The organism is Arthrobacter sp. 2MCAF15 (genome assembly GCF_052115605.1).
Taxonomy (GTDB): domain Bacteria; phylum Actinomycetota; class Actinomycetes; order Actinomycetales; family Micrococcaceae; genus Arthrobacter.
Genome location: NZ_JBFRGZ010000001.1, coordinates 50213 through 69512 on the forward strand (window position 1 = coordinate 50213; position 19300 = coordinate 69512).

The 19300-nt window shown below is 68.5% G+C and carries 19 protein-coding genes and 1 riboswitch; of the genes, 10 read left to right on the forward strand and 9 right to left on the reverse strand.

Translation table 11 applies throughout. The features are described 5' to 3' along the window. The first annotated feature begins 153 nt into the window (after window positions 1-153). The gene (locus AB4089_RS00230; protein WP_079550332.1) at window positions 154-321 is read left to right on the forward strand and encodes a DUF3117 domain-containing protein; all 168 of its coding nucleotides are present in this window, start codon (window positions 154-156) and stop codon (window positions 319-321) included. Window positions 322-392: 71 nt separating this feature from the next. Here AB4089_RS00230 and AB4089_RS00235 read toward each other — a convergent pair whose 3' ends face one another. Then, the gene (locus AB4089_RS00235; RefSeq protein ID WP_441407348.1) at window positions 393-1025 is read right to left on the reverse strand and encodes an O-methyltransferase; all 633 of its coding nucleotides are present in this window, start codon (window positions 1023-1025) and stop codon (window positions 393-395) included. A 271-nt stretch (window positions 1026-1296) separates the two neighbouring features. Between AB4089_RS00235 and sigE the strand changes: the two genes are divergently transcribed. The 3 genes from sigE to AB4089_RS00250 all read left to right on the forward strand — a co-directional run bounded on the left by sigE (window position 1297) and on the right by AB4089_RS00250 (window position 3665). Continuing rightward, window positions 1297-1947, forward strand: coding sequence for an RNA polymerase sigma factor SigE (sigE, locus tag AB4089_RS00240; protein WP_441407349.1), 651 nt, complete (start codon window positions 1297-1299; stop codon window positions 1945-1947). Window positions 1948-2066: 119 nt separating this feature from the next. Further along, complete coding sequence (locus AB4089_RS00245) at window positions 2067-3194, forward strand: hypothetical protein (protein ID WP_441407350.1); 1128 nt, start codon at window positions 2067-2069, stop codon at window positions 3192-3194. A gap of 81 nt (window positions 3195-3275) precedes the next feature. Next, a complete protein-coding gene (locus AB4089_RS00250) occupies window positions 3276-3665 on the forward strand; it encodes a twin-arginine translocase TatA/TatE family subunit (RefSeq protein ID WP_441407351.1) in 390 nt (129 codons plus the stop codon). A 27-nt stretch (window positions 3666-3692) separates the two neighbouring features. Here AB4089_RS00250 and AB4089_RS00255 read toward each other — a convergent pair whose 3' ends face one another. Genes AB4089_RS00255 through AB4089_RS00265 form a run of 3 tightly spaced genes read right to left on the reverse strand, consistent with a single transcriptional unit; the run spans window position 3693 to window position 6914 of the window. Beyond that, a complete protein-coding gene (locus AB4089_RS00255; protein WP_441407352.1) occupies window positions 3693-4820 on the reverse strand; it encodes an Mrp/NBP35 family ATP-binding protein in 1128 nt (375 codons plus the stop codon). An 11-nt stretch (window positions 4821-4831) separates the two neighbouring features. Further along, window positions 4832-5638: a DUF1003 domain-containing protein gene (locus AB4089_RS00260; protein WP_441407353.1), complete on the reverse strand. Its 807-nt coding sequence runs from the start codon at window positions 5636-5638 to the stop codon at window positions 4832-4834. Beyond that, window positions 5631-6914 carry a magnesium transporter MgtE N-terminal domain-containing protein gene (locus AB4089_RS00265; protein WP_441407354.1) on the reverse strand — a complete coding sequence of 428 codons (1284 nt, stop codon included), beginning with the start codon at window positions 6912-6914 and terminating at the stop codon, window positions 5631-5633. Before AB4089_RS00265 ends, AB4089_RS00260 begins: the two co-directional genes overlap by 8 nt. Window positions 6915-6991: 77 nt before the next feature. Between AB4089_RS00265 and AB4089_RS00270 the strand changes: the two genes are divergently transcribed. Further along, the gene (locus AB4089_RS00270; RefSeq protein WP_441407355.1) at window positions 6992-7879 is read left to right on the forward strand and encodes a general stress protein; all 888 of its coding nucleotides are present in this window, start codon (window positions 6992-6994) and stop codon (window positions 7877-7879) included. Between the two features lie 147 nt (window positions 7880-8026). On the opposite strand, the gene AB4089_RS00275 is transcribed toward AB4089_RS00270, so the two are convergent. Beyond that, the gene (locus tag AB4089_RS00275; RefSeq protein ID WP_441407356.1) at window positions 8027-9610 is read right to left on the reverse strand and encodes an aminopeptidase P family protein; all 1584 of its coding nucleotides are present in this window, start codon (window positions 9608-9610) and stop codon (window positions 8027-8029) included. A 113-nt stretch (window positions 9611-9723) separates the two neighbouring features. Between AB4089_RS00275 and AB4089_RS00280 the strand changes: the two genes are divergently transcribed. Next, window positions 9724-10569, forward strand: coding sequence for a PHP domain-containing protein (locus AB4089_RS00280; RefSeq protein WP_441407357.1), 846 nt, complete (start codon window positions 9724-9726; stop codon window positions 10567-10569). Window positions 10570-10694: 125 nt separating this feature from the next. Here the strand turns inward: AB4089_RS00280 and AB4089_RS00285 are convergent, their stop codons facing one another. The 3 genes from AB4089_RS00285 to AB4089_RS00295 form a co-directional block, all read right to left on the reverse strand. Continuing rightward, window positions 10695-11567, reverse strand: coding sequence for a DNA-methyltransferase (locus tag AB4089_RS00285; protein ID WP_441407358.1), 873 nt, complete (start codon window positions 11565-11567; stop codon window positions 10695-10697). A gap of 8 nt (window positions 11568-11575) precedes the next feature. Continuing rightward, window positions 11576-13324 carry a DEAD/DEAH box helicase gene (locus AB4089_RS00290; protein ID WP_441407359.1) on the reverse strand — a complete coding sequence of 583 codons (1749 nt, stop codon included), beginning with the start codon at window positions 13322-13324 and terminating at the stop codon, window positions 11576-11578. 339 nt (window positions 13325-13663) lie between these two features. After that, a complete protein-coding gene (locus tag AB4089_RS00295) occupies window positions 13664-15202 on the reverse strand; it encodes an RNB domain-containing ribonuclease (protein WP_441407360.1) in 1539 nt (512 codons plus the stop codon). A 41-nt stretch (window positions 15203-15243) separates the two neighbouring features. Here AB4089_RS00295 and AB4089_RS00300 point away from each other — a divergent pair, with 41 nt between their 5' ends. Then, window positions 15244-15915, forward strand: coding sequence for a ferritin-like fold-containing protein (locus AB4089_RS00300; RefSeq protein ID WP_441407361.1), 672 nt, complete (start codon window positions 15244-15246; stop codon window positions 15913-15915). 114 nt (window positions 15916-16029) lie between these two features. Here AB4089_RS00300 and AB4089_RS00305 read toward each other — a convergent pair whose 3' ends face one another. Beyond that, window positions 16030-16737: a thiamine phosphate synthase gene (locus AB4089_RS00305; RefSeq protein ID WP_441407362.1), complete on the reverse strand. Its 708-nt coding sequence runs from the start codon at window positions 16735-16737 to the stop codon at window positions 16030-16032. Between the two features lie 26 nt (window positions 16738-16763). Next, a riboswitch (TPP riboswitch) is annotated at window positions 16764-16884 on the forward strand. Between AB4089_RS00305 and thiO the strand changes: the two genes are divergently transcribed. From thiO to AB4089_RS00320, 3 genes are all read left to right on the forward strand, one after another. Then, entirely contained in the window at window positions 16878-18215 is a 1338-nt protein-coding gene (gene thiO, locus AB4089_RS00310) for a glycine oxidase ThiO (protein ID WP_441407363.1), read from the forward strand. It overlaps the preceding riboswitch by 7 nt. Continuing rightward, window positions 18212-18448: a sulfur carrier protein ThiS gene (gene thiS, locus AB4089_RS00315; RefSeq protein WP_390204050.1), complete on the forward strand. Its 237-nt coding sequence runs from the start codon at window positions 18212-18214 to the stop codon at window positions 18446-18448. Before thiO ends, thiS begins: the two co-directional genes overlap by 4 nt. A gap of 5 nt (window positions 18449-18453) precedes the next feature. Then, window positions 18454-19278, forward strand: coding sequence for a thiazole synthase (locus AB4089_RS00320; RefSeq protein WP_441407364.1), 825 nt, complete (start codon window positions 18454-18456; stop codon window positions 19276-19278). Window positions 19279-19300 lie beyond the last annotated feature (22 nt).

Here is a 19300-nt window from a genome sequence, read left to right on the forward strand (position 1 = left end):
AAGGACAAGAAGCGCACAGAATTCGTAAGCGGTTTATTTGTGAGTTTGCCTGTCATGGCGGCCTCTTGGAGTGCTGCCGGGCGGCTTGATTGGCCAAGCGGACGCAGCCCGGCCGGGCTGGTATGTCAGGGACTAATGGAGGGGATTTTCCTTATGGCGGCAATGAAACCACGCACCGGCGACGGCCCTATGGAAGTGACGAAAGAGGGACGAAGCCTGATCATGCGTGTTCCGCTCGAAGGCGGGGGACGGCTCGTGGTCGAACTCAATGCTGCTGAGGCGACAAACCTCAAGGAATGCCTCGTCGGCGTCACCGAATAGCATCACGCCAAGAGCTTCGCAGAGGGCGGGGTCCGGCCACCAGGCCGCGGACCCCGCCCTTTTCCGTGCCGCTACTTCTTGACGGCGATCAGCAGGCCGTCGCCGGTGGGCAGCATCGCGGAGGCCAGGCGGTCGTCGTCGCGGATTGACTTGCCGATCTGGCGCAGCACCACCGTGGTGGCTTCCCGGGAGGCCGGATTCGACACCCGGTCCTTGTCGAGGGCATCGTTGACAATCAGCAGGCCGCCGGACTTGAGCAGCCGGACGGCCTGTTCGACGTAACTGGGGTAGCTGGGTTTGTCGGCGTCGATGAACACCAGATCGTAGGCCCCGTCCGTCAGCCGGGGCAGGACATCGCCGGCCCGGCCCGAGATGGTGCGCGTGCGGTTGGCGGGGCTGCCGGCTTCCTGGAACGCCTCGCGCGCCGCCTTGAGGTGCTCGACGTCGACGTCAATGGTGGTCAGGACGGCCTGCGGGCCCAGCCCGCGCAGGATACACACACCGGACACCCCTGCGCCGGTGCCGATCTCCACCGCGGTCTGTGCCTTGGACGCTGCCGCCAGCACCGTCAGCACGGCGCCCACGCCGGGACCGATCGGGGTCACGCCAAGCTCGAAGGACCGTTCGCGCGCGTGCAACAGGACCTCATCCTCGGCAGGCAGATCTTCTGCGTAGGACCAGCTCGTGGACTTATCGGCGCTCATGGGATATCGCTTTCTGGGCGGCAGGGGAGTGTTCCCTACAGCGTACTGTGTCCGGCGGGACGGGACACGGAGGCGCCAGCGCCGTGGCCCCGGCAGAAGTCGGCGTTCTGCCTTTGGCGGAAGAGCGGCCCGGGTCAGGAAATTCCCAGCTTATTTTGAAATGATGGGTATCCGCTCATCCGCGTGGTGATCGGCGTCGAATGAAGGGTGCAGGAACCTGCGCGAGCAGGCACAATTCAGGCGTAGGTACCATCCACGAGGGGAGTGGACGATGTCGATTCTGGCACCTGTCCCGGCAACTGAGGCAACAGATTCAACCGGCCAGTCACGGACCGCGGCGGAAGCCGAATGGGTCCGGCCGACCTGGGAGGAAGTGGTGACGAACCACTCCGCCAAGGTCTACCGCCTTGCGTACCGGCTGACCGGAAACAAGTACGACGCCGAGGACCTCACCCAGGAGGTCTTCGTCCGGGTCTTCCGTTCGCTGGAGAACTTCAAACCGGGCACGCTGGACGGCTGGCTGCACCGGATCACCACCAACCTGTTCCTGGACCAGGCCCGGCGCAAGAACAGGATCCGCTTTGACGCCCTGGCCGACGACGCCGAGTCGCGGCTCCCGGGCCGGGAGCCCGGACCGGAGCAAAGCTTCGAATTCAACAACCTCGACGTCGACGTTCAGGCCGCGCTCGAGGAACTTCCCCCGGACTTCCGCGCCGCCGTCGTGCTGTGCGACCTCGAGGGGCTCTCCTACGACGAAGTCGCCGCCGCACTGGACATCAAACTCGGGACCGTCCGGTCCCGGATCCACCGCGGCCGGACCATGCTGCGCGAAAAGCTCGCGCACCGCGACCCGCGTCCGGCTCAGGCCAAGCAGTCCCTCAAGCCGCGGCTCAAGATGCCGCGCATCGCCGGCCTCCTCTGAACCAGTCGATGGGTCTGCTGAGACGTTTACTGGGAGGCTCTGGCTGCAGGTTCTGGGACAAAGCCGGCCGGGGCAGGATCGGCGCTACCCGGAATTGGGCTGCCGGCCGTCATGATCACGTGGCATCGTGTCCCGAATGCCGTGCCCGGCAACAGCGTGAGCGCCAGTATCTGGAAAAGCTCCGCGGCGCCGCCGTGCCCGAGGCCAGCGAGGACCTGACCGCCCGGCTCCTGGCGCGGACCGGGCAGTTGGCCGCGGAGCGGTCGGCCGCGGAAGGTGCGGCAACCAGCCCGGAAGAGGCAACCCCGGAATGGGCCGCAGCCGACGAGCGGGCCGCCGCTCCGGGGTTTGCAGGCGACGGCTCCGGAGCCGCGCCCCCGCAGGGCGGACGCCGCCGCGGCCTGCGGCTGCCGGCGCTGGCAGTCGGCGGAGCCGTCGCCGCCCTGGCCCTCGTGGCCGGCACCGGCTACGCCATGGGAGGCGATCCCTTGGTCCCTGCCGACGGCGCCGACGCCTCCGCTGCCGCGCACCCGGAGACCGGCGGGCAGGCCGGCAGCGGCGCACCGCTCGGGGCGGGGGACATGCTGGACGCCAGCGGATCGGTCGCCGCCGGCGTTCCCGGAACCGAGGCAACCGGTCCCCGTGTCGGGCTCGGCCTGGGCGGTGAGCCCGATTTCACCCCCGCCGGAACCCTGAGCGCCGGGGAGCTGGCCGTGTTCCGCTCACAGGGGTGGACCTGCCCGGAGCTTCGCGACCTCGGATTCCACCTCATCTGGGCCCGGGCCGGCGTCATGTCCGGGGACGAGGTCCTGGAAGTCCGCCTCACGGACGGCCAGCACTTCGCAACGGTCCTCGAACAGCACGTATCCCCGCCACAGGCGGCCGGCACATCCCCCGGCGCGCCTACCGCACCGGCCCGGGCCGAAGATTCACCCATCAACGTGCTGACCGGGCACAGAGCCGACGCGGACGGCTTCGCCCCGGCCAAAGCCGGCACGCCGGCGGCTGCCCGCGTGTCCGGCACCGGCAGGCTGTGGGTCAATCCGACGCCGCCCTACCGGGCCATTTACCAGACGAACGCGGCCACGTACACCTACATTTCGGACCTGCCGGCCGAGCAGGCGGACGACGGCGTGACCGCCCTCACCCGGGTCAGCAGCGGCACTGCGGTGGCAATCTCCCGCGACGGAATTCCGGAGCGGATTGAGCGCGGACTGAGCCGAATCCTGGAGCATCTGGCTCCGTGAGGCAGGCCCGGGCAGGACATGGTCGGCATTCGGACTTCGCGAAGTCGTCGCCAGCCCGAACGAGAGGGTAATCTTCCTAAAGTGCTTGGAATCAATGGACCGGAGTTTTTACTTCTGCTAATCATCGGCCTTCTGGTGATTGGTCCCAGCAGGCTGCCCGAATACACCCAGAAACTTGCCAATATCGTCAAGGAAGTGCGCCGGATGGCGTCCGGTGCGCGGGAACAGATCAAGGAAGAAGTCGGCATCGATATCGATGAAGTCGACTGGAAGAAATACGATCCACGCCAGTACGATCCCCGCCGGATCATCAAGGAAGCACTCCTCGAGGACGACTCGAAGCCGGTGAGCTCCGGGGCTCCGGCCGCCGTGTCCACAGCCGCCACAGCGGCCGCGGAGTACCGCCAGGCCCGGGTTGTCGAACGGCTGCCCGAAGGCGAAGCGGCGCCCTTCGACTCAGAGGCGACCTAGGCTTCCCGCCGTTCAGCGGGGCTCCGTTCAGCGGGGCTGCAGACCCAGCGGCATGCCCTTGAGTCCACGCGGAACCGACGCCAGCTTGCCGGCGATTCCGGCCAGGGCCACGGCCGCAGGCGTCTCCGGACGGCCCAGCACCAGCGGCACGCCGGAATCCCCACCCTCACGCAGCAGGACTTCGAGGGGAATCTGGCCCAGCAGGGGCACGTCTGCACCCACGGTGGCCGAGAGACGCTCGGCGAGCACGGCGCCGCCGCCGCTGCCGAACAGTTCCATCCTGCCGCCGTCGGGCATCTCAAGGTAAGACATGTTTTCCACGACGCCGGCCACGGTCTGGCCCGTCTGGGTGGCGATCGCACCGGCCCGCTCGGCAACATCCGCGGCGGCCGCCTGCGGGGTGGTGACGACGAGGATCTGCGCCTTGGGCAGCAGCTGGGCGACGGAGATCGCGATGTCGCCGGTGCCAGGGGGCAGGTCCAGGAAGAGGGCGTCGAGGTCGCCGAAGTAGACATCGGTGAGGAACTGCTCCAGCGCCCGGTGCAGCATCGGGCCGCGCCAGGCCACGGGCTGGTTACCGGTGACGAACATGCCGATGGAGATGACCTTGACCCCGTAGGCCACGGGCGGCAGGATCATGTCGTCCACCCGTGTGGGGGCCTGGGTGATGCCCATCAGCCCCGGAACGGAGAAACCGTACACGTCCGCGTCCACGATCCCCACACGGAGCCCCTGCGCAGCCAGGGCGCACGCCAGGTTCACCGTCACCGAGGACTTGCCCACGCCGCCCTTGCCGCTCGCGACGGCGTACACCTTGGTCAGCGAGCCGGGCGCATTGAACGGGATGCCGCGCTGGCCGCCGGCGCCGCGCAACCTCTCCTTGAGGGCGTCGCGCTGCTCCTGCGTCATGACCCTCAGGTCCACCTCGACGCCGGTGACGCCCGGGACGGCGGACAGCGCCGCCTCGGTGTCGGCGGTGATGGTGCCGCGCAACGGGCAGCCCGCGATGGTCAGGAGCACCACGATCCGCACGTGGCCGCCGTCGGCGATCTCCACGGACTCCACCATGCCGAGTTCGGTAATGGGGCGGCGGAGTTCAGGATCGATGACGGTGGCGAGTGCGCTGTGCACTGCCTTCTCCAGCGGGGTGCTCATGCGGGCGATGCTCAGCTTTCGGGGGTGGTGCGGTGTGCGGGGAGGCGGGCGGGATCGGCCGCCGCCCCTGACGGGTCCGCTGACGGTTCCTTCGGCGGGTTCGCGGAAGGGTTCCTCGAGGGGCCCTTCGGCGGGTTCGCGGCGCCGTCCTCCCGTTTTCCGCCGGCCTTGACGCGGGGGATCTGCTGGGTCCGGGGACCGCGCTTGTCGCGCCGCTCCTTCAGCTTCTCCTTGACCTTTTCCCGCGGGGTCTCGTGGGCGCCGTTGGAGGGATCGTGGGTGCGCAGTTCCTCCTGGGCCTCCAGCATGTCCTCGAGCAGGCTGCGCAGCTCGGTGCGGACGTAGTCGCGGGTGGCGACCTCGCGCAGCGCGATGCGCAGGGACGCCAGTTCCCGGGTCAGGTATTCGGTGTCGGAGAGATTGCGCTCGGCCCGCTGGCGGTCCTGCTGGAGCGAGACCTTGTCCCGGTCGTCCTGGCGGTTCTGGGCCAGCAGCAGCAGGGGCGCGGCGTAGGAGGCCTGCAGGGACAGCATGAGGGTCAGCAGCGTGAAGCCCAGCGCCCGTGAATCGAACTGCCATTCCTCCGGCGCCCACGTGTTCCAGCCCAGCCAGAACAAGCAGAACACCGTCATGTACATCAGGAACGCGGGGGTGCCCATGAAGCGGGCGAAGCCCTCCGTGGCGTGGCCGAAGGCGTCCGGGTCCGGACGGAAATTGGGCAGGATCCGCTGCCGGCCGCTCAGGGGCGTGTCGAGCCCGCCTGAGGCCTTGCCGGCCGGACGGGTGCCGGAGCCCCGTGGTGCTGTGGAATCAGCCAATGCGGCCTCCGAGCTTCCTTATCGGGGCGTCGTCCTCGTGGGCGCGCCAGTCGTCCGGCAACAGATGATCAAGCACGTCATCAACAGTCACCGCCCCCACAAGCCGTCCGTCGTCGTTGACCACGGGGAGTGAGTTGAGGTTGTAGGTGGCCAGGGCGCGGGCCACCTCGCTGATGTGGGCCTGGTCTGAGACCGGTTCCAGGCTCTTGTCCACCAGGTTGCCCAGCGGCTCCGGCGGCGGGTAGCGCAGCAGCTGCTGGATATGGACGACGCCGAGGAATCGTCCCGTCGGCGTCTCCAGCGGGGGCCGGGCGACGAAGATCGAGGATGCCAGGGCGGGGGAGAGCTCCTCCCGGCGTACGTGCGCGAGTGCCTCGGCGACGGTTGCTTCCGGGGGCAGGATCACCGGAACCGGGGTCATGAGCCCGCCGGCGGTGTCTTCGTCGTATTCCAGCAGGCGGCGGACGTCTTCGGCGCCTTCGGGTTCCATCAATTGCAGGAGTTCTTCCGCCTGGGCGCTGGGCAGTTCGGCAAGGAGGTCGGCGGCGTCGTCCGGATCCATTTCCTCCAGGACATCGGCGGCGCGGTTGACGTCCAGGGCGGAAAGGATTTCCACCTGGTCGCCCTCGCGCATCTCCTGCAGGACGTCCGCGAGCCGTTCGTCCTGGAGTTCGCTGGCAACCTCGAAGCGGCGCTTGTCGCTCATTTCCTGAAGCGCTTCGGCGAAGTCGGCCGGTTTGAGGTCCTCGTGTGTGGCCACGAACTGGGTGGCGGCCTGCGGCTCGGTCTTGGCGCCCTGCCGGGCGTCGGCCCAGTCGATGATCAGGGTTTCATTGCGGCGCAGCCGGCTCAGCGGCGAGAACGAGTGGCCGCGGCGGACGAAGAGCTTGCTGACGAACCAGTCGCCGGAGCGGTGCCGGTCCATGGCGATGTCCTCGATGGTCGCATCGCCGCTGCCGTCCGCGAGGGTCACCCGGCGGTCGAACATCTCGGCGACCACGAGGGTTTCCGCGCCGCGCTGTTCGAAACGGCGAAGATTGACCAGGCCGGTGCAGATGACCTGGGTCTGGTCGATGGAAGTAATCCGGGTCATTGGCACGAAGACGCGCTTTTTGCCTGGGACTTCGACGACGATGCCCACCACGTGCGGGGCACCCCTGGTCCCGCGGGAGAGCACCACGACATCGCGCAGCCTGCCCAGACGGTCGCCCAATGGGTCGAAAACGTCCAGTCCGAGGAGGCGCGCGACAAACACCCGCGAAAGATTCGTGCTCACTCATACAGGCTACCGAGTCTGCTCTCTTTTAGCTGAATTTCCAGCCGGAGACCAGTCGGATAGGTGAGAATGGGCATATGTCAAACATTTTTGGTGCTCCCAGGGCCGGTGCCCCCGGCTCGGACGAGGCCCGCGCCGTCCCGAGAGGCGACGTCGTCGGTTCGTACAACTCCTACCTGGATGCCCAGAAGGCGGTGGACTACCTGGCAGACCAGCAGTTCCCCGTGCAGATGGTGTCGATCGTGGGCAACGACCTGAAGATGGTGGAGCGGGTGACCGGCAGGCTGACCTATCCCCGGGTGGCCCTGTCCGGCGCCCTCAGCGGCATGTGGTTCGGCCTGTTCGTCGGCGTGATGCTGTCCTTCTTCTCCACGACCCCCGGTTATTTCTCGATTGTGACGTCCGTGCTGATGGGTGCCGCGTTCTTCATGCTCTTTGGCATCGTCACGTATGCCATGCAGCGCGGCAAGCGGGACTTCACGTCTACGAGCCAGGTGGTGGCGACCAACTACGACGTGGTGGTCTCCTTCGAGGCCGCCGGTGAGGCGCGGCGCCTGCTCCACCAGCTGCCTATGACGCCGCATGACGCGTCCGGGGCAACAGCGGGCAGCTACGTCCAGCACGATTACCGGCACCAGGAACCGCAGCAGCCCAGCCCGCAGCAGCCCGGGCAGCAGGGCCCCGCGCCGCAGCGCCCCGCAGGCTGGAACGATCCGTACGGCCAGCGGGCGCCGGAGACCGGCAATGATCCGGCGGGACAGTACCAGGGCGGTGCGCCGCAGCAGGCAGGAGCCTCAGGCCAGGCCCCGGCGGCATCCGCCGGCGCGGCGGAGGAGACAGCCCGCCCGGCCGGCAGGGTGTCCGGAGTGAGCTACCCGGACCTCCCGGACGGCCGCCCGCAATACGGGGTCAGGGTCACGGACGGCGACAAGCCCGCGCCGGGCCAGGACGGCCAGCAGCCCTAACCGGCGGCACGCCGTAGCCACATAAAAAGTAGCTCCAGAAAAGTAGCCACATAAAAAGTAGCCACATAAAAAGCAGCCGCAGAAAAAGGGAGGGTCCACAGGGACCCTCCCTTTTTCGGCGCTTCTATCGTCTCCGCGGGACGGACGTTACGGCGTCTGGCTGTCGGCTTCCAGGTAGATGCCCGCCATCCAGGACTCGACGTCGTCGGCCTTGCGCGGCAGGGCGGCGCTGAGGTTGACCGGGCCGCCGGCCGTCATGAGGATGTCGTCCTCGATCCGGACGCCGATGCCACGGTATTCCTCGGGGATGCCGATGTCCTCGTTCTTGAAGTACAGGCCCGGTTCGATCGTGAACACCATTCCGGGCGTGAGCACGCCGTCGAGGTAGAGTTCCCGCTTCGCCTGGGCGCAGTCGTGGACGTCGAGGCCGAGGTGGTGGCTGGTGCCGTGCGGCATCCAGCGGCGGTGCTGCTGGCCCTCGGTGCTGACGGCTTCCTCCAGGGAGACGGGCAGGAGCCCCCATTCGGCGAGCCGTTCCGCCAGCACTGTGGTGGCTGCGGTGTGGATGTCCCGGAACTTGGTGCCCGGCTGGGCGGCGGCAAAGCCGGCGTCGGCGGCGTCGAGCACTGCCTCGTAGACCTTGCGTTGGATGTCGGTGAACTTGCCGTTGGCCGGCAGCGTGCGCGTGACGTCGGCCGTGTACAGCGAGTCGGCCTCGACCCCTGCGTCCAGGAGCAGCAGTTCGCCGGCGTTGACCTTGCCGGTGTTCCGGGTCCAGTGCAGCACGGTGGCGTTGTTGCCGGAGGCGGCGATGGTGTCGTAGCCGAGCTCGTTGCCTTCCTCCCGGGCGCGGGCGAAGAACGCCCCTTCCACCACGCGCTCGCCGCGGTGGTGGGTCAGCGCCCGGGGGAGCGCCTTGACGACCTCCGTGAAGCCGGCCACGGTGGCGGCGACGGCGGTCTTCATCTGTTCGATTTCCCACTCGTCCTTGAGCAGGCGCAGTTCCGAGAGGGCCTCGCTGAGCTTTTCGTCCAGGGCGTCCAGCACGCTCAGGTCAAGGTTGTCCGGGTCCTTGGCCGTGTTGTAGCGGGCGGTGTCAACCAGGGCGTCGATGTTCTCGTCTACCTTGCGGACCAGTCTGATGGAGATTCCGCCGATCTCGGGCGCGCCGACGTTTTTGGTGATGGCGAGTTCGAGTTCGGCGATGTCTGCCGTGTCCAGGCCGAGCTTGGCCTTGAACTCCTCCAGGGTCGGGCGGGCGCCGATCCAGAACTCCCCGGACCGGGAATCGGCGTAGAACTGCTCGGTGTCGCGGCCGGCCAGCGGGCGGAAGTACAAGGTGGCGTGGTGGTTGCCGCCGTCGTCGCCCGTACCTTCGGCCACCGGTTCCAGGATCAGGACCGCATCCGGCTCGTGGTCCAGGCCGAGGCCGGTGAGGTGCGCGAAGGCCGAGTGCGGCCGGAAGCGGTAGTCGCAGTCGTTCGAGCGGACTTTCAGCGGGCCGGCGGGGATGACCAGGCGTTCACCTTTGAACAGGCCTGAGATGGAGCGGCGCCTGGCTGCGGCGTGACCCGCGACGGCGTCCCGTTCGGGGAGTTGCTGCGTGGCCGGCGCCCAGTTGCTGGCCATGAAGGCCTTGAAAGCGTCCGAGCTGGGCCGCTGCGAGCGGTTGTTGACGCGCTCTTCGAGGGGCTGGGAAGCGGAGATTAGGGTGTTATCTGCATCGTTCACCGTCCCATAGTCTCACCAGCGCCGCGGCTTAGGCCAACGGCGCGCCACCGCCGCCGGGCGGCCGGGCCGGTGGAGGCGGAGGCTTTGATCCGGCCATCTACTACGCTGGTGGGGTGAGGATTGACCTGCATGCCCACTCCAACGTTTCCGACGGCACCCAGGCGCCGGCCGATGTCATTGCGTCCGCCGCCGCTGCCGGGCTCGACGTCGTGGCCCTGACCGATCATGATTCCACCGCCGGGTGGGCCGAGGCCGCCGCCGCGGCCCGGAAAACGGGGGTCGCCCTGGTCCCGGGCATGGAGATCTCGTGCCGGACGGCGGAAGGCATCAGCGTCCACCTGCTCAGCTACCTCCACGACCCCGCGCATCCCGGGCTGCTTGAGGAAATCACCAAGTCCAAGGATGCCAGGCGCACGAGGGCCCAGAAGATGGTCACCCTGCTCTCGGAGGACTACCCGCTGACGTGGGACGACGTGATCCACCACGTCGCGCCGGGCGCCACCCTCGGCCGCCCGCACATCGCCGACGCGCTGGTCGCCGCGGGCGTGGTGGAAGACCGGGCCGAGGCCTTCGGTTCCATCCTGACCGGACGCTCGCGCTACTGGGTGCAGCACTACGCGCCGGAGCCGGCGCTCGCCGTCGCACTGGTCCGCGCAGCCGGTGGCGTGCCGGTGTTCGCCCACCCCGTCGCGTCTGCCCGCGGCCGGATCGTGGGGGAGCAGACCTACCGGGAGATGATCGACGCCGGGCTGGCAGGCCTGGAAATCTACCACCGGGACAATCCCGAGGAGGGCCGGACGTTCCTCCGCCGGATCGCCGAACAATACGGCCTGCTGGTCACGGGATCCTCCGACTACCACGGCACTGGGAAGCCGAACCTGCTGGGTGAAAACCTGACCAGCCCGGAAGTCTTTGCCCGCATCGAGGACATGGGGACCGGCTCGTCCGTGGTGCGCTGAGGCTGCCCCGGACCCAGTTGCGCTATCACTTAGCGTCCCTCAGGGGCCGGAATGGCCCCGAATGGCAGCCACAAGTGATAGCGCAACCGGCAGGTTGGCACGGACCGCGGGGCCGGGGCGGCGCGTCAGGGCGTCGGGAACGACGTGAACTGCGCCTTAGCGGCGAGTCGCTTGGTCATGACATCGACGGCGGCCAGGTTCTGGTCCACGCACACGAACCTGCGGTCGAGTTTCGCGGCCACCGCTCCGAGCGTGCCGGAACCGGCGAAGAAATCCAGGCACCAGTCGCCCGGCCGGCTCGAAGCCGCAACCACGCGGCGGATGAGCCCCTCCGGCTTCTGCGTGGGATACCCGGTTTTCTCCTTGCCGGTCGGCGAAACGATGGTGTGCCACCAGACGTCCGTGGGAAGCTTGCCGAGCTCGCGCTTGGCGGGCGTGACGAGCCCGGGCGCCATGTACGGCTCACGGTCCACCTCGGCGCTGTCGAAGTGGTACTTCGCCGGGTTCTTGACGTAGACAAGGATGTTGTCGTGCTTGGTGGGCCACCGGTACTTGGCCCGGGCACCGTAGTCGTACGCCCAGATGATCTCGTTCAGGAAGCATTCCCTGCCGAAGATGGCGTCCAGCATGACCTTCGCGTAGTGCACCTCGCGGTAGTCCAGGTGCAGGTACAGGGTGCCGTCGTCGGCCAGGAGCCGCCAGGCCTCCACGAGCCGGGGCTCCAGGAAGGACCAGTAGTCGCTGAAGGCGTCGTCGTAGCTGTGCAGCGCGCCCTTGATCGTGTCATAGGACCGGCCCTTGAATCCGACGCGGTCGCCCTCGCCGCCGGCGTTGAGCACCATCTTGGTTTCCTGGCGCTTCTGGACGCGCCCGGTGTTGAAGGGCGGATCCACGTAGATCAGTGTGAAGGCGCCGTCCGGCAGCGTGGGGAGGTATTCCGCGTTGTCCGCGTGAACCACCAGGTTGCTGCCGTCCGGCGCCCAGACGGTGTCAGTCATGGAGGGGATTAGGCCTCGGCGCCGCTCGGCTGTGCGTCGCCGCCTGCAACAACCTCGCCGTTGCGCCGACGGGTGCGGGTCCGGCGGCGGGCACGGGTTGCCCGGTCCACCTCGGTAGGAGCGCTGGCCGAAGCGGCCCGCGCAGACGCGGCCGACGCGGGGGCCTGGGCCGAAGCCTCAGCCGGGGCGGCGGCAGCGGAGTCCGTGGCGGCCGGACGGCGACGGCGCGAAGCCGGGCGTCCGCCGTTTTCGCCGGCAGGGGCGCCGCCGCTGCGGCGGTTCTCGCGGCCGCCTTCACGGGAGTCGCGGCTGCCGGAGCGTGCGCCGTCGCGGGAGGAGCGTCCGCTGTCCTTTGTGCCGGGGCGTGAGTTCTTCTTGCCGGTCTCGCCGAGGTCCTCGAGGACCTCCGCGTCGACGCCGGCCAGCACACGCTTGTCGCGGGGCAGCCGGCCCTTGGTGCCCTCGGGGATGTCGAGTTCCTCGAAGAGGTGGGGTGAGGAGGAATACGTCTCCACGGGCTCGGGGTAGCTCAGGCCCAGGGCCTTGTTGATGAGCCCCCAGCGCGGCATGTCGTCCCAGTCGACAAAGGTCACGGCCGTGCCCTTGTTGCCGGCGCGGCCCGTGCGGCCCACGCGGTGCAGGTAGATCTTTTCGTCTTCGACGCACTGGTAGTTGATCACGTGCGTGACGTCGTCGACGTCGATGCCGCGGGCGGCGACGTCGGTGGCCACGAGGACGTCCACCTTGTTGTTGCGGAAGGCACGCAGTGCCTGTTCGCGGGCGCCCTGGCCGAGGTCGCCGTGGATGGCGGCCGCAGCGAAGCCGCGGTCCACGAGTTCCTCGGCCACCTTCGCAGCGGTGCGCTTGGTCTTGGTGAAGATGATGGTGCGGCCACGGCCGCGGGCCTGCAGGATCCGGGCTACGACCTCGACCTTGTCCATGCTGTGCGCACGGTAGATCAGCTGGCGGATGTCGCGCTTGGTCAGGCCTTCGTCGTCCGGGTCCGCGGCGCGGATGTGGGTCGGCTGGGTCATGTAGCGGCGGGCCATGGCGATGACCGGGCCGGGCATGGTGGCGGAGAACAGGAGCGTCTGGCGGACGGCGGGCGTGCCGGCGATCAGGGTTTCCACGTCCGGCAGGAAGCCGAGGTCCAGCATTTCGTCGGCCTCGTCGAGGATGACGATCTTGACGTTCTTCAGGCTCAGGTGCTTCTGCTTGTACAGGTCGATCAGGCGGCCGGGGGTGCCGACAACGATTTCGACGCCGTTCTGCAGCGACTCGACCTGCGGCTCGTAGGCTCGGCCGCCGTAGATCGTGGCGATGCGGGCGTTGCGCTTCTTGGCGGCGTTCTCGAGGTCCTTGGCCACCTGGACGGCGAGCTCGCGGGTGGGCACGATCACCAGGGCCTGCGGGGCGCCGGGAACGGCCAGTTTGTCGAAGCCGGCGTCGTCACGGCCCACGACGCGCTGCAGCGCCGGGATGCCGAAGCCGAGGGTTTTACCCGTACCGGTCTTGGCCTGGCCGATGATGTCGTGCCCGGCCAGTGCGACCGGAAGCGTCATGGCCTGGATGGGGAAGGGGTGGGTAATGCCGGCGTCGGCCAGCGATTCCACGATGTCCGCACGGACGTTGAAGTCGGCGAAGGTCTTTTCGGCAATCTCGTGCGGCTTTTCGTCCGAGATGATGGTTTCTTCAGGCTCGATGGTCTCCGTGCCGGAATCATCGATCAGAAGCTGGTGCGTGTGCAATTCACTCACAGGGGAGTTTCCTTATTCATTTTGGGCTGCGCTGCTTGCTCAACGGGGCCGGCCATTGGCCGTTCCGGAGCACGCTCGGGCGCGCAAGCAAATCCAGTGGAAGCCGATCGCGGGCTATCTAAATGCTGGCACTGGGGACCAGCGGGTGGATCTCAAGATCGCGTAGGGGCGGGCTTGTTGAATTCGAAAATCATGGAAATCAACGACCGGGCATCCATTTCTACCTCTCCAGTCTAGCTGTACCACGGGCGGATCCTCGACTGGACCCATGAACGGACCCGTGGACTGACCACGGGAGCCCGCCCGGCAGGGGACTGTCAGGGGCCGGGCAATGGACCGTCAGCCCACGAGCTCCAGCTGGATTTCGCGGGTGGCGATGTCCGAGGACACCACCCGGACCCGGACTTGGGTGCCCGGTTCCAGGTCRCCGGGGCAGCGTGCGGTCACGGCGGGTTCGGCGATCTGGACCATCCCGGACGGGCCGTTGCCGTTTCCGTTGGACTTGCCGCCGTTCCCGTTGCCGTTCGCCTTGCCGGCCGTGCCGCCGTTCCCATTGCCGTTCCCGTCGCCGCCGGTGGTGCTCTTCGCCGGCTTCGAACCGGAGATGACGACGGCGTCGAATTCCTGGCCGATGTGGTTGACCAGCAGGGCAGCCTCCACGGTGTCCAATGCCAGCCGCTCCAGCTTTGCGGCGAGCTGGTCCGAGGTGCCCATGATCGCCGGAAGGGACGGCAGGGCCGCCCGGGCCCAGTCCGGAACCTCGGTGCCGCTGCTCAGGGCTTCACAGATCACCAGCACGAAGCGGTCCACCAGCCGCCGCAAAGGCGCCGTGGAATGGGCGTAGGCGGCGCCGATGGCTGACTGTACGGCGGCTTGGGGTACTGTCCCGTCGAAGTGCGTGTACCCGGCGCCACGGAAAAGCATGCCGGCCGAATGCACAATGGCCAGCTGCCGGGGGTCGGTGGGGTCCAGGGTCCGCAGGTACTCGCCGTAGCCCATTTCTCCGTCCCAGGGCTTGCCAAGGGCGTGGGTCTGGCGGTGGAAATGCCGCAGCGACGCCTCGTCCGGGGCGGGCATGGTGCGCAGGATGCCGACCTTGCCCTGGAGCATGAGTGCGGCGGCGGCCATTCCGGTCATGAGGGAAATCTGGGCGTTCCAGTCCTCCACCGGCAGCGGCGGGGCCGCGACAATCCGGTAGCCGCCGTCGGGCAGCTGCTGGATTTCCTGTTCGGGCATGTTCAGGCTTGCCCCGCCGCGCAGGCGTTCGAGTTCCACCCGCTTGATGCCGACCTCTTTGAGCAGCTGCAGCACGGGCGTGGCCGTGCCGGCGTCGAGGTCGGCCTGGACGGCCTTGTAGCTGAGTTTCGCTCGGCTGCGGACCCGGGCCCGGCGCACAAGGACCGATGTCACCTCTGCCGCGGCGTCGAGCCCGAACTCCCAGACGAACGCGGAGCACAGCTGACCTGCGAGCAGACTGCCGGCGGCCTCGCTGATGATCTCCGGATGCAGCGGAATCCTGCCGTCGGGGGTGTAGAAGGTCTGCCCGCGGCGCCGGGTCTCGGCGTCGAGCGCCCCGCCCGGGGCGACAAACGACGGGACGTCGGCGATGGCGTAGAACACCTTGTAGCCCTTGTCATCCCGTTCGATGAACAGGGCCTGGTCGAGGTCGGTGGACGATGCCGGGTCGATGGTCACGAACTCGACGTGCGTGAGGTCCAGGTCCGGGAGCTTGTGCTCGGCCACGGCCGCCGCCGCGTCGCGCAGCACGTCCTCGGGAAACGGGCCGGGCAGTTCCAGGGTAGTGCGCAACGCCTTGAGGGCCCCGGCCAGCTGGTTCTGCTGCTCGTGGACACTGGGGGTCAGGCGATGATGGGACACGAAAATCAGGGTAGCCCGATTTCCGCCATTAGTCTTGGATCATGAGCGCAACTCCGGAGGATCCTGCCCTCTACAACAGCTTCCTGGCGGATCTGCTGGGAGTGATGGCGTACGGCGAGCTTTCCGCCTTCGAACGGCTCTCTTCCAGTGCCGGATATTCGCCCACACTGCGTGACCGTGCCGTGCTGGGCAGGATGGCGGTGGCCGAGTTCCAGCACTACGAACTCATCCGGGCACGGCTCGAGGATATGGGCCTGGACACGGAGGCTGCCATGCTGCCGTTCCAGCCCTCGGTGGACCTCTTCCATGAGCGCACACGCCCGGCGGACTGGTACGAGGCGCTCATGAAGGCCTACGTGATCGACACGGTCTCCGCGGACTTTTACAGCGCCGTCGGCGTGTACGTCGACGCCGGGACCCGGGAGCTGATCGCACAGGTCCGCTCCACCGGCGAGTCCACGGGTGTGCTGCAGGAGCGCCTCAAGGCGGCCCTGGCCGATGACCCCCGGCTGGCGTCACGCCTGGCGCTGTGGGCCCGGCGCCTGCTGGGCGAGGTCCTGACCCATGCCCAGCGGGTGAGCCTTGAGCACGCATTCCTGGGCGGGCTGTCGGGACTGGGCGACGCGGATGCCAGGGCACTGGTGGTGGGTCTGACGGCCGAGCTCGCAGCGAACCACGCGCGAAGGATGGCAGGACTGGGGCTCCCCGGCTAGGTTCCGGGCGGGGGTTTCACCGGGCCGAGGGTTCACTGCCAGGGACGGCCCAGGGCGCCGGCCAGGTTCAGGGCGGGGGAACCTGTTCAGGAACCAGCGTTCAGGAGTCGGCGTTCAGGAATCAGCGGCGTCCAGTGCCGCCAGCAGTGCACCGGCGGCGTGGGCCGGATCGTCGGCGTCGGTGATGGCCCGGACCACCACGATCCGCCGGGCGCCGGCGTCGACTACCTGCTCCACGTTGCCGAGGTCGATCCCGCCGATCGCAAACCACGGCAACAGGCTTTCCGTCCGGCCGTCGGGGTTTCCGGCGCCCTCGGCGTCCGCCTGGCCGGTTGCCTGGGCGGCGTAACGGACCAGGTCGAGGCCGACGGCGGCGCGCCCCGGCTTGGTGGGAGTCGCCCACACGGGCCCCACACAGAAGTAGTCCAGTCCCTTGCGGCTGGGAGAAGCAGCAACAGCGGCGTCCACCTGTTCCGGGGTGTGGGTGGACAGGCCGATCACGGCGTCTTTGCCCAGGAAGCCGCGGGCTGCGTCCAGCGAAATGTCCTTCTGGCCGATATGGAACACCGGGGCCCCGGACAGGGAGGCGATGTCCGCCCGGTCGTTGACGGCCCACAGCCGTCCGTGGCGCTGCGCCGCGGCGTGCAGGACCTCCAGGAGTTCCAGTTCCTCGGCCGCCTCGAGCGACTTGTCGCGCAGCTGGATGATGTCCACTCCGCCGGCGAAGGCGGCGTCCACGAAGTCCTCGAAGTCGCCGCGGTCCCTGCGGGCGTCGGTGCACAAGTAGAGGCGGGCGGTGGTGTGGAGGTGGTCCTGGCTCATGGGACCAGCCTAGTTCCTCTAAACTGGGCGCATACCGCGGGAGCCCGCAGCAGCCATGGAGCCGCTGCCCGGCTGAGAGGGCGTCAGAGCCGACCGCTTGACCTGATCCGGCTAGTACCGGCGTAGGGAAGGAATTTTTCATGGGCACACAAGTGGGCACACAAGTAGGCACACAAACCGCGCGTGAAGCCGTGGCCGCAGATGACGCCACCGCCCGGGATTGTTACACCGGAGACGCATCCACTCACGGAATCACCGCAGGGGACATCACCGCAGACGTTGCCGTGATCGGCGGCGGGGTGATCGGCCACGGCATCGCCTTCGAGGCCAGCCGCGCGGGCCGGTCCGTGGTCCTGATCGATGATTCTCCCGGCACCGGAGCGAGCTGGGCCGCGGCCGGCATGCTCGCCCCCGTCAGCGAGCTGCACTACCAGGAGGAGCAGCTGCTGGAGCTGATGCTCGAGTCTTCCCGGCTGTGGCCCGGATTCGCGGCCGGGCTCGACGCCGGTCCCGTTGGCCAGGACTCCCGGGCGGGTACCGGGTATTTGACGACGCCGACGCTCGCCGTCGGGGCGGACGCGGCGGACCGGCGCGCGCTCGCGGACCTGAGGGAAGTCCAGAAAGCCTGCGGCCTCAGCGTGGAACCGCTGACAGTGCGCGAGGCACGGGGCCGGGAGCCCCTGCTGAGCCCCGGCATCTCGTGTGCCTTCGACATCCCGGCCGACCACCAGGTGGATCCCCGCCTGCTGATCGCCCGGATTGCCGGCGTCCTGGCCGCGGAGGACCGCGGCAGCTTCATCCGGCGGCGCGCTGCAGGGCTGCTGTGGCAGGACGGCAACGTTGCAGGGGTCCGCCTCGATGGCGGCGGTAACGTACGCGCCGCGGAAACCGTGGTCGCCAACGGGCTCGGCGCCGCCGATCTTGGCGAATTGCCCGCCGGGCTCACACTGCCGCTGCGGCCCGTCTACGGTGACATCCTCCGGCTCCGCGTGCCCGCGCACCTGCAGCCGCTGCTCACGGCCACCGTGCGCGGGATGGTGCGCGGGGTCCCGGTGTACATCGTGCCCCGCCAGGACGGGACCGTGGTGATTGGTGCCACCCAGCGCGAGGACGGCCCGTCGGATCCGCAGGCGGTGTCGGCCGGCGGCGTCTACCAGCTGCTGCGGGACGCGCAGCAGCTGGTGCCCGCCGTCGCCGAACTGGAGCTCCTGGAAGCCACGGCGCGGGCGCGGCCCGGCACGCCGGACAACGCCCCGCTGCTTGGCCGGGTCGGCCGCCCGGGCGGCGGGGATGTCCCCGGACTCATCATCGCCACAGGTTTCTTCCGGCACGGGGTCCTGCTCACCCCGGCGGCTGCCGCCGTGTGCCGCCAACTCATGGACGGGACGCCGGACCCGCGCTGGGCCGGTTTCCGCCCCGACCGTTTTTCCCGCATCCCGGACACGTTCGGGGACAGTCCCAAGAAGGAAGCAGCATGAACATCAGACTGAACGGAACGGAGCAAAGCGTCGCCGACGGCGCCTCCGTCAGCACGCTCGTGAGCCAGCTCACGGGCCGGAGCATCGGCCCCGACGGCCAGGCCGCCGACGGCCGGAAACTCGGTGTCGCCGTGGCCCGCAACGCCGAAGTGGTGCCGCGCAGCCAGTGGCACGCCACGGCGCTCGCCGACGGCGACGACGTCGAACTTGTCACGGCAGTCCAGGGAGGATGACCAGCATGAACGAGACCACACTGGCAGGAACACCGGCCGTGCAGGCGCGCGGGGCGGTGGCCGATCCGTTGGTGATCGACGGCGTGGCGCTTGGGTCCCGCCTCATCATGGGCACCGGCGGCGCGCCGAGCCTGGACGGGCTGGGTGCGGCGCTTGTTGCCTCCGGAACTGAGCTGACCACGGTGGCGATGCGCCGCTATTCGCCGGCGGAGACGGGCTCGCTGTTCCAGCTGCTCGAGGACCAGCAGATCCGGGTGCTGCCCAACACGGCTGGCTGTTTCACCGCCAAGGACGCCATCCTCACCGCCGAACTGGCCCGCGAAGCCCTGGAAACGGACTGGGTCAAACTCGAAGTCATTGCCGATGAGCACACCTTGCTGCCGGACGCCGTCGAACTCGTGGACGCAACCGAACAGCTTGTCGCCCGCGGATTCAAGGTCTTCGCCTACACCAACGACGACCCCGTGCTTGCCCTCCGGCTGGAAAACCTCGGCGCCACGGCCGTGATGCCGCTCGGCGCCCCGATCGGCACCGGGCTGGGCATCCTGAACCCGCACAATATCGAGCTGATCGTCTCGCGGGCGTCCGTGCCGGTGGTCCTGGATGCCGGAATCGGCACGGCCTCGGACGCGGCGCTGGCGATGGAACTTGGCTGCGACGCCGTGCTGCTGGCAACGGCCGTGACCCGGGCCCAGAACCCCGTGCTCATGGGGGAGGCCTTCAAACACGCTGTCATCGCCGGTAGGCTGGCAAAAAAGGCCGGCAGGATTCCGCGCCGCGAGCACGCCCTGGCGTCCTCGGCGATGGAGGGCCGGGCCGAGTTCCTGTAGGCAAGTTCCTGCAGGACAGGGT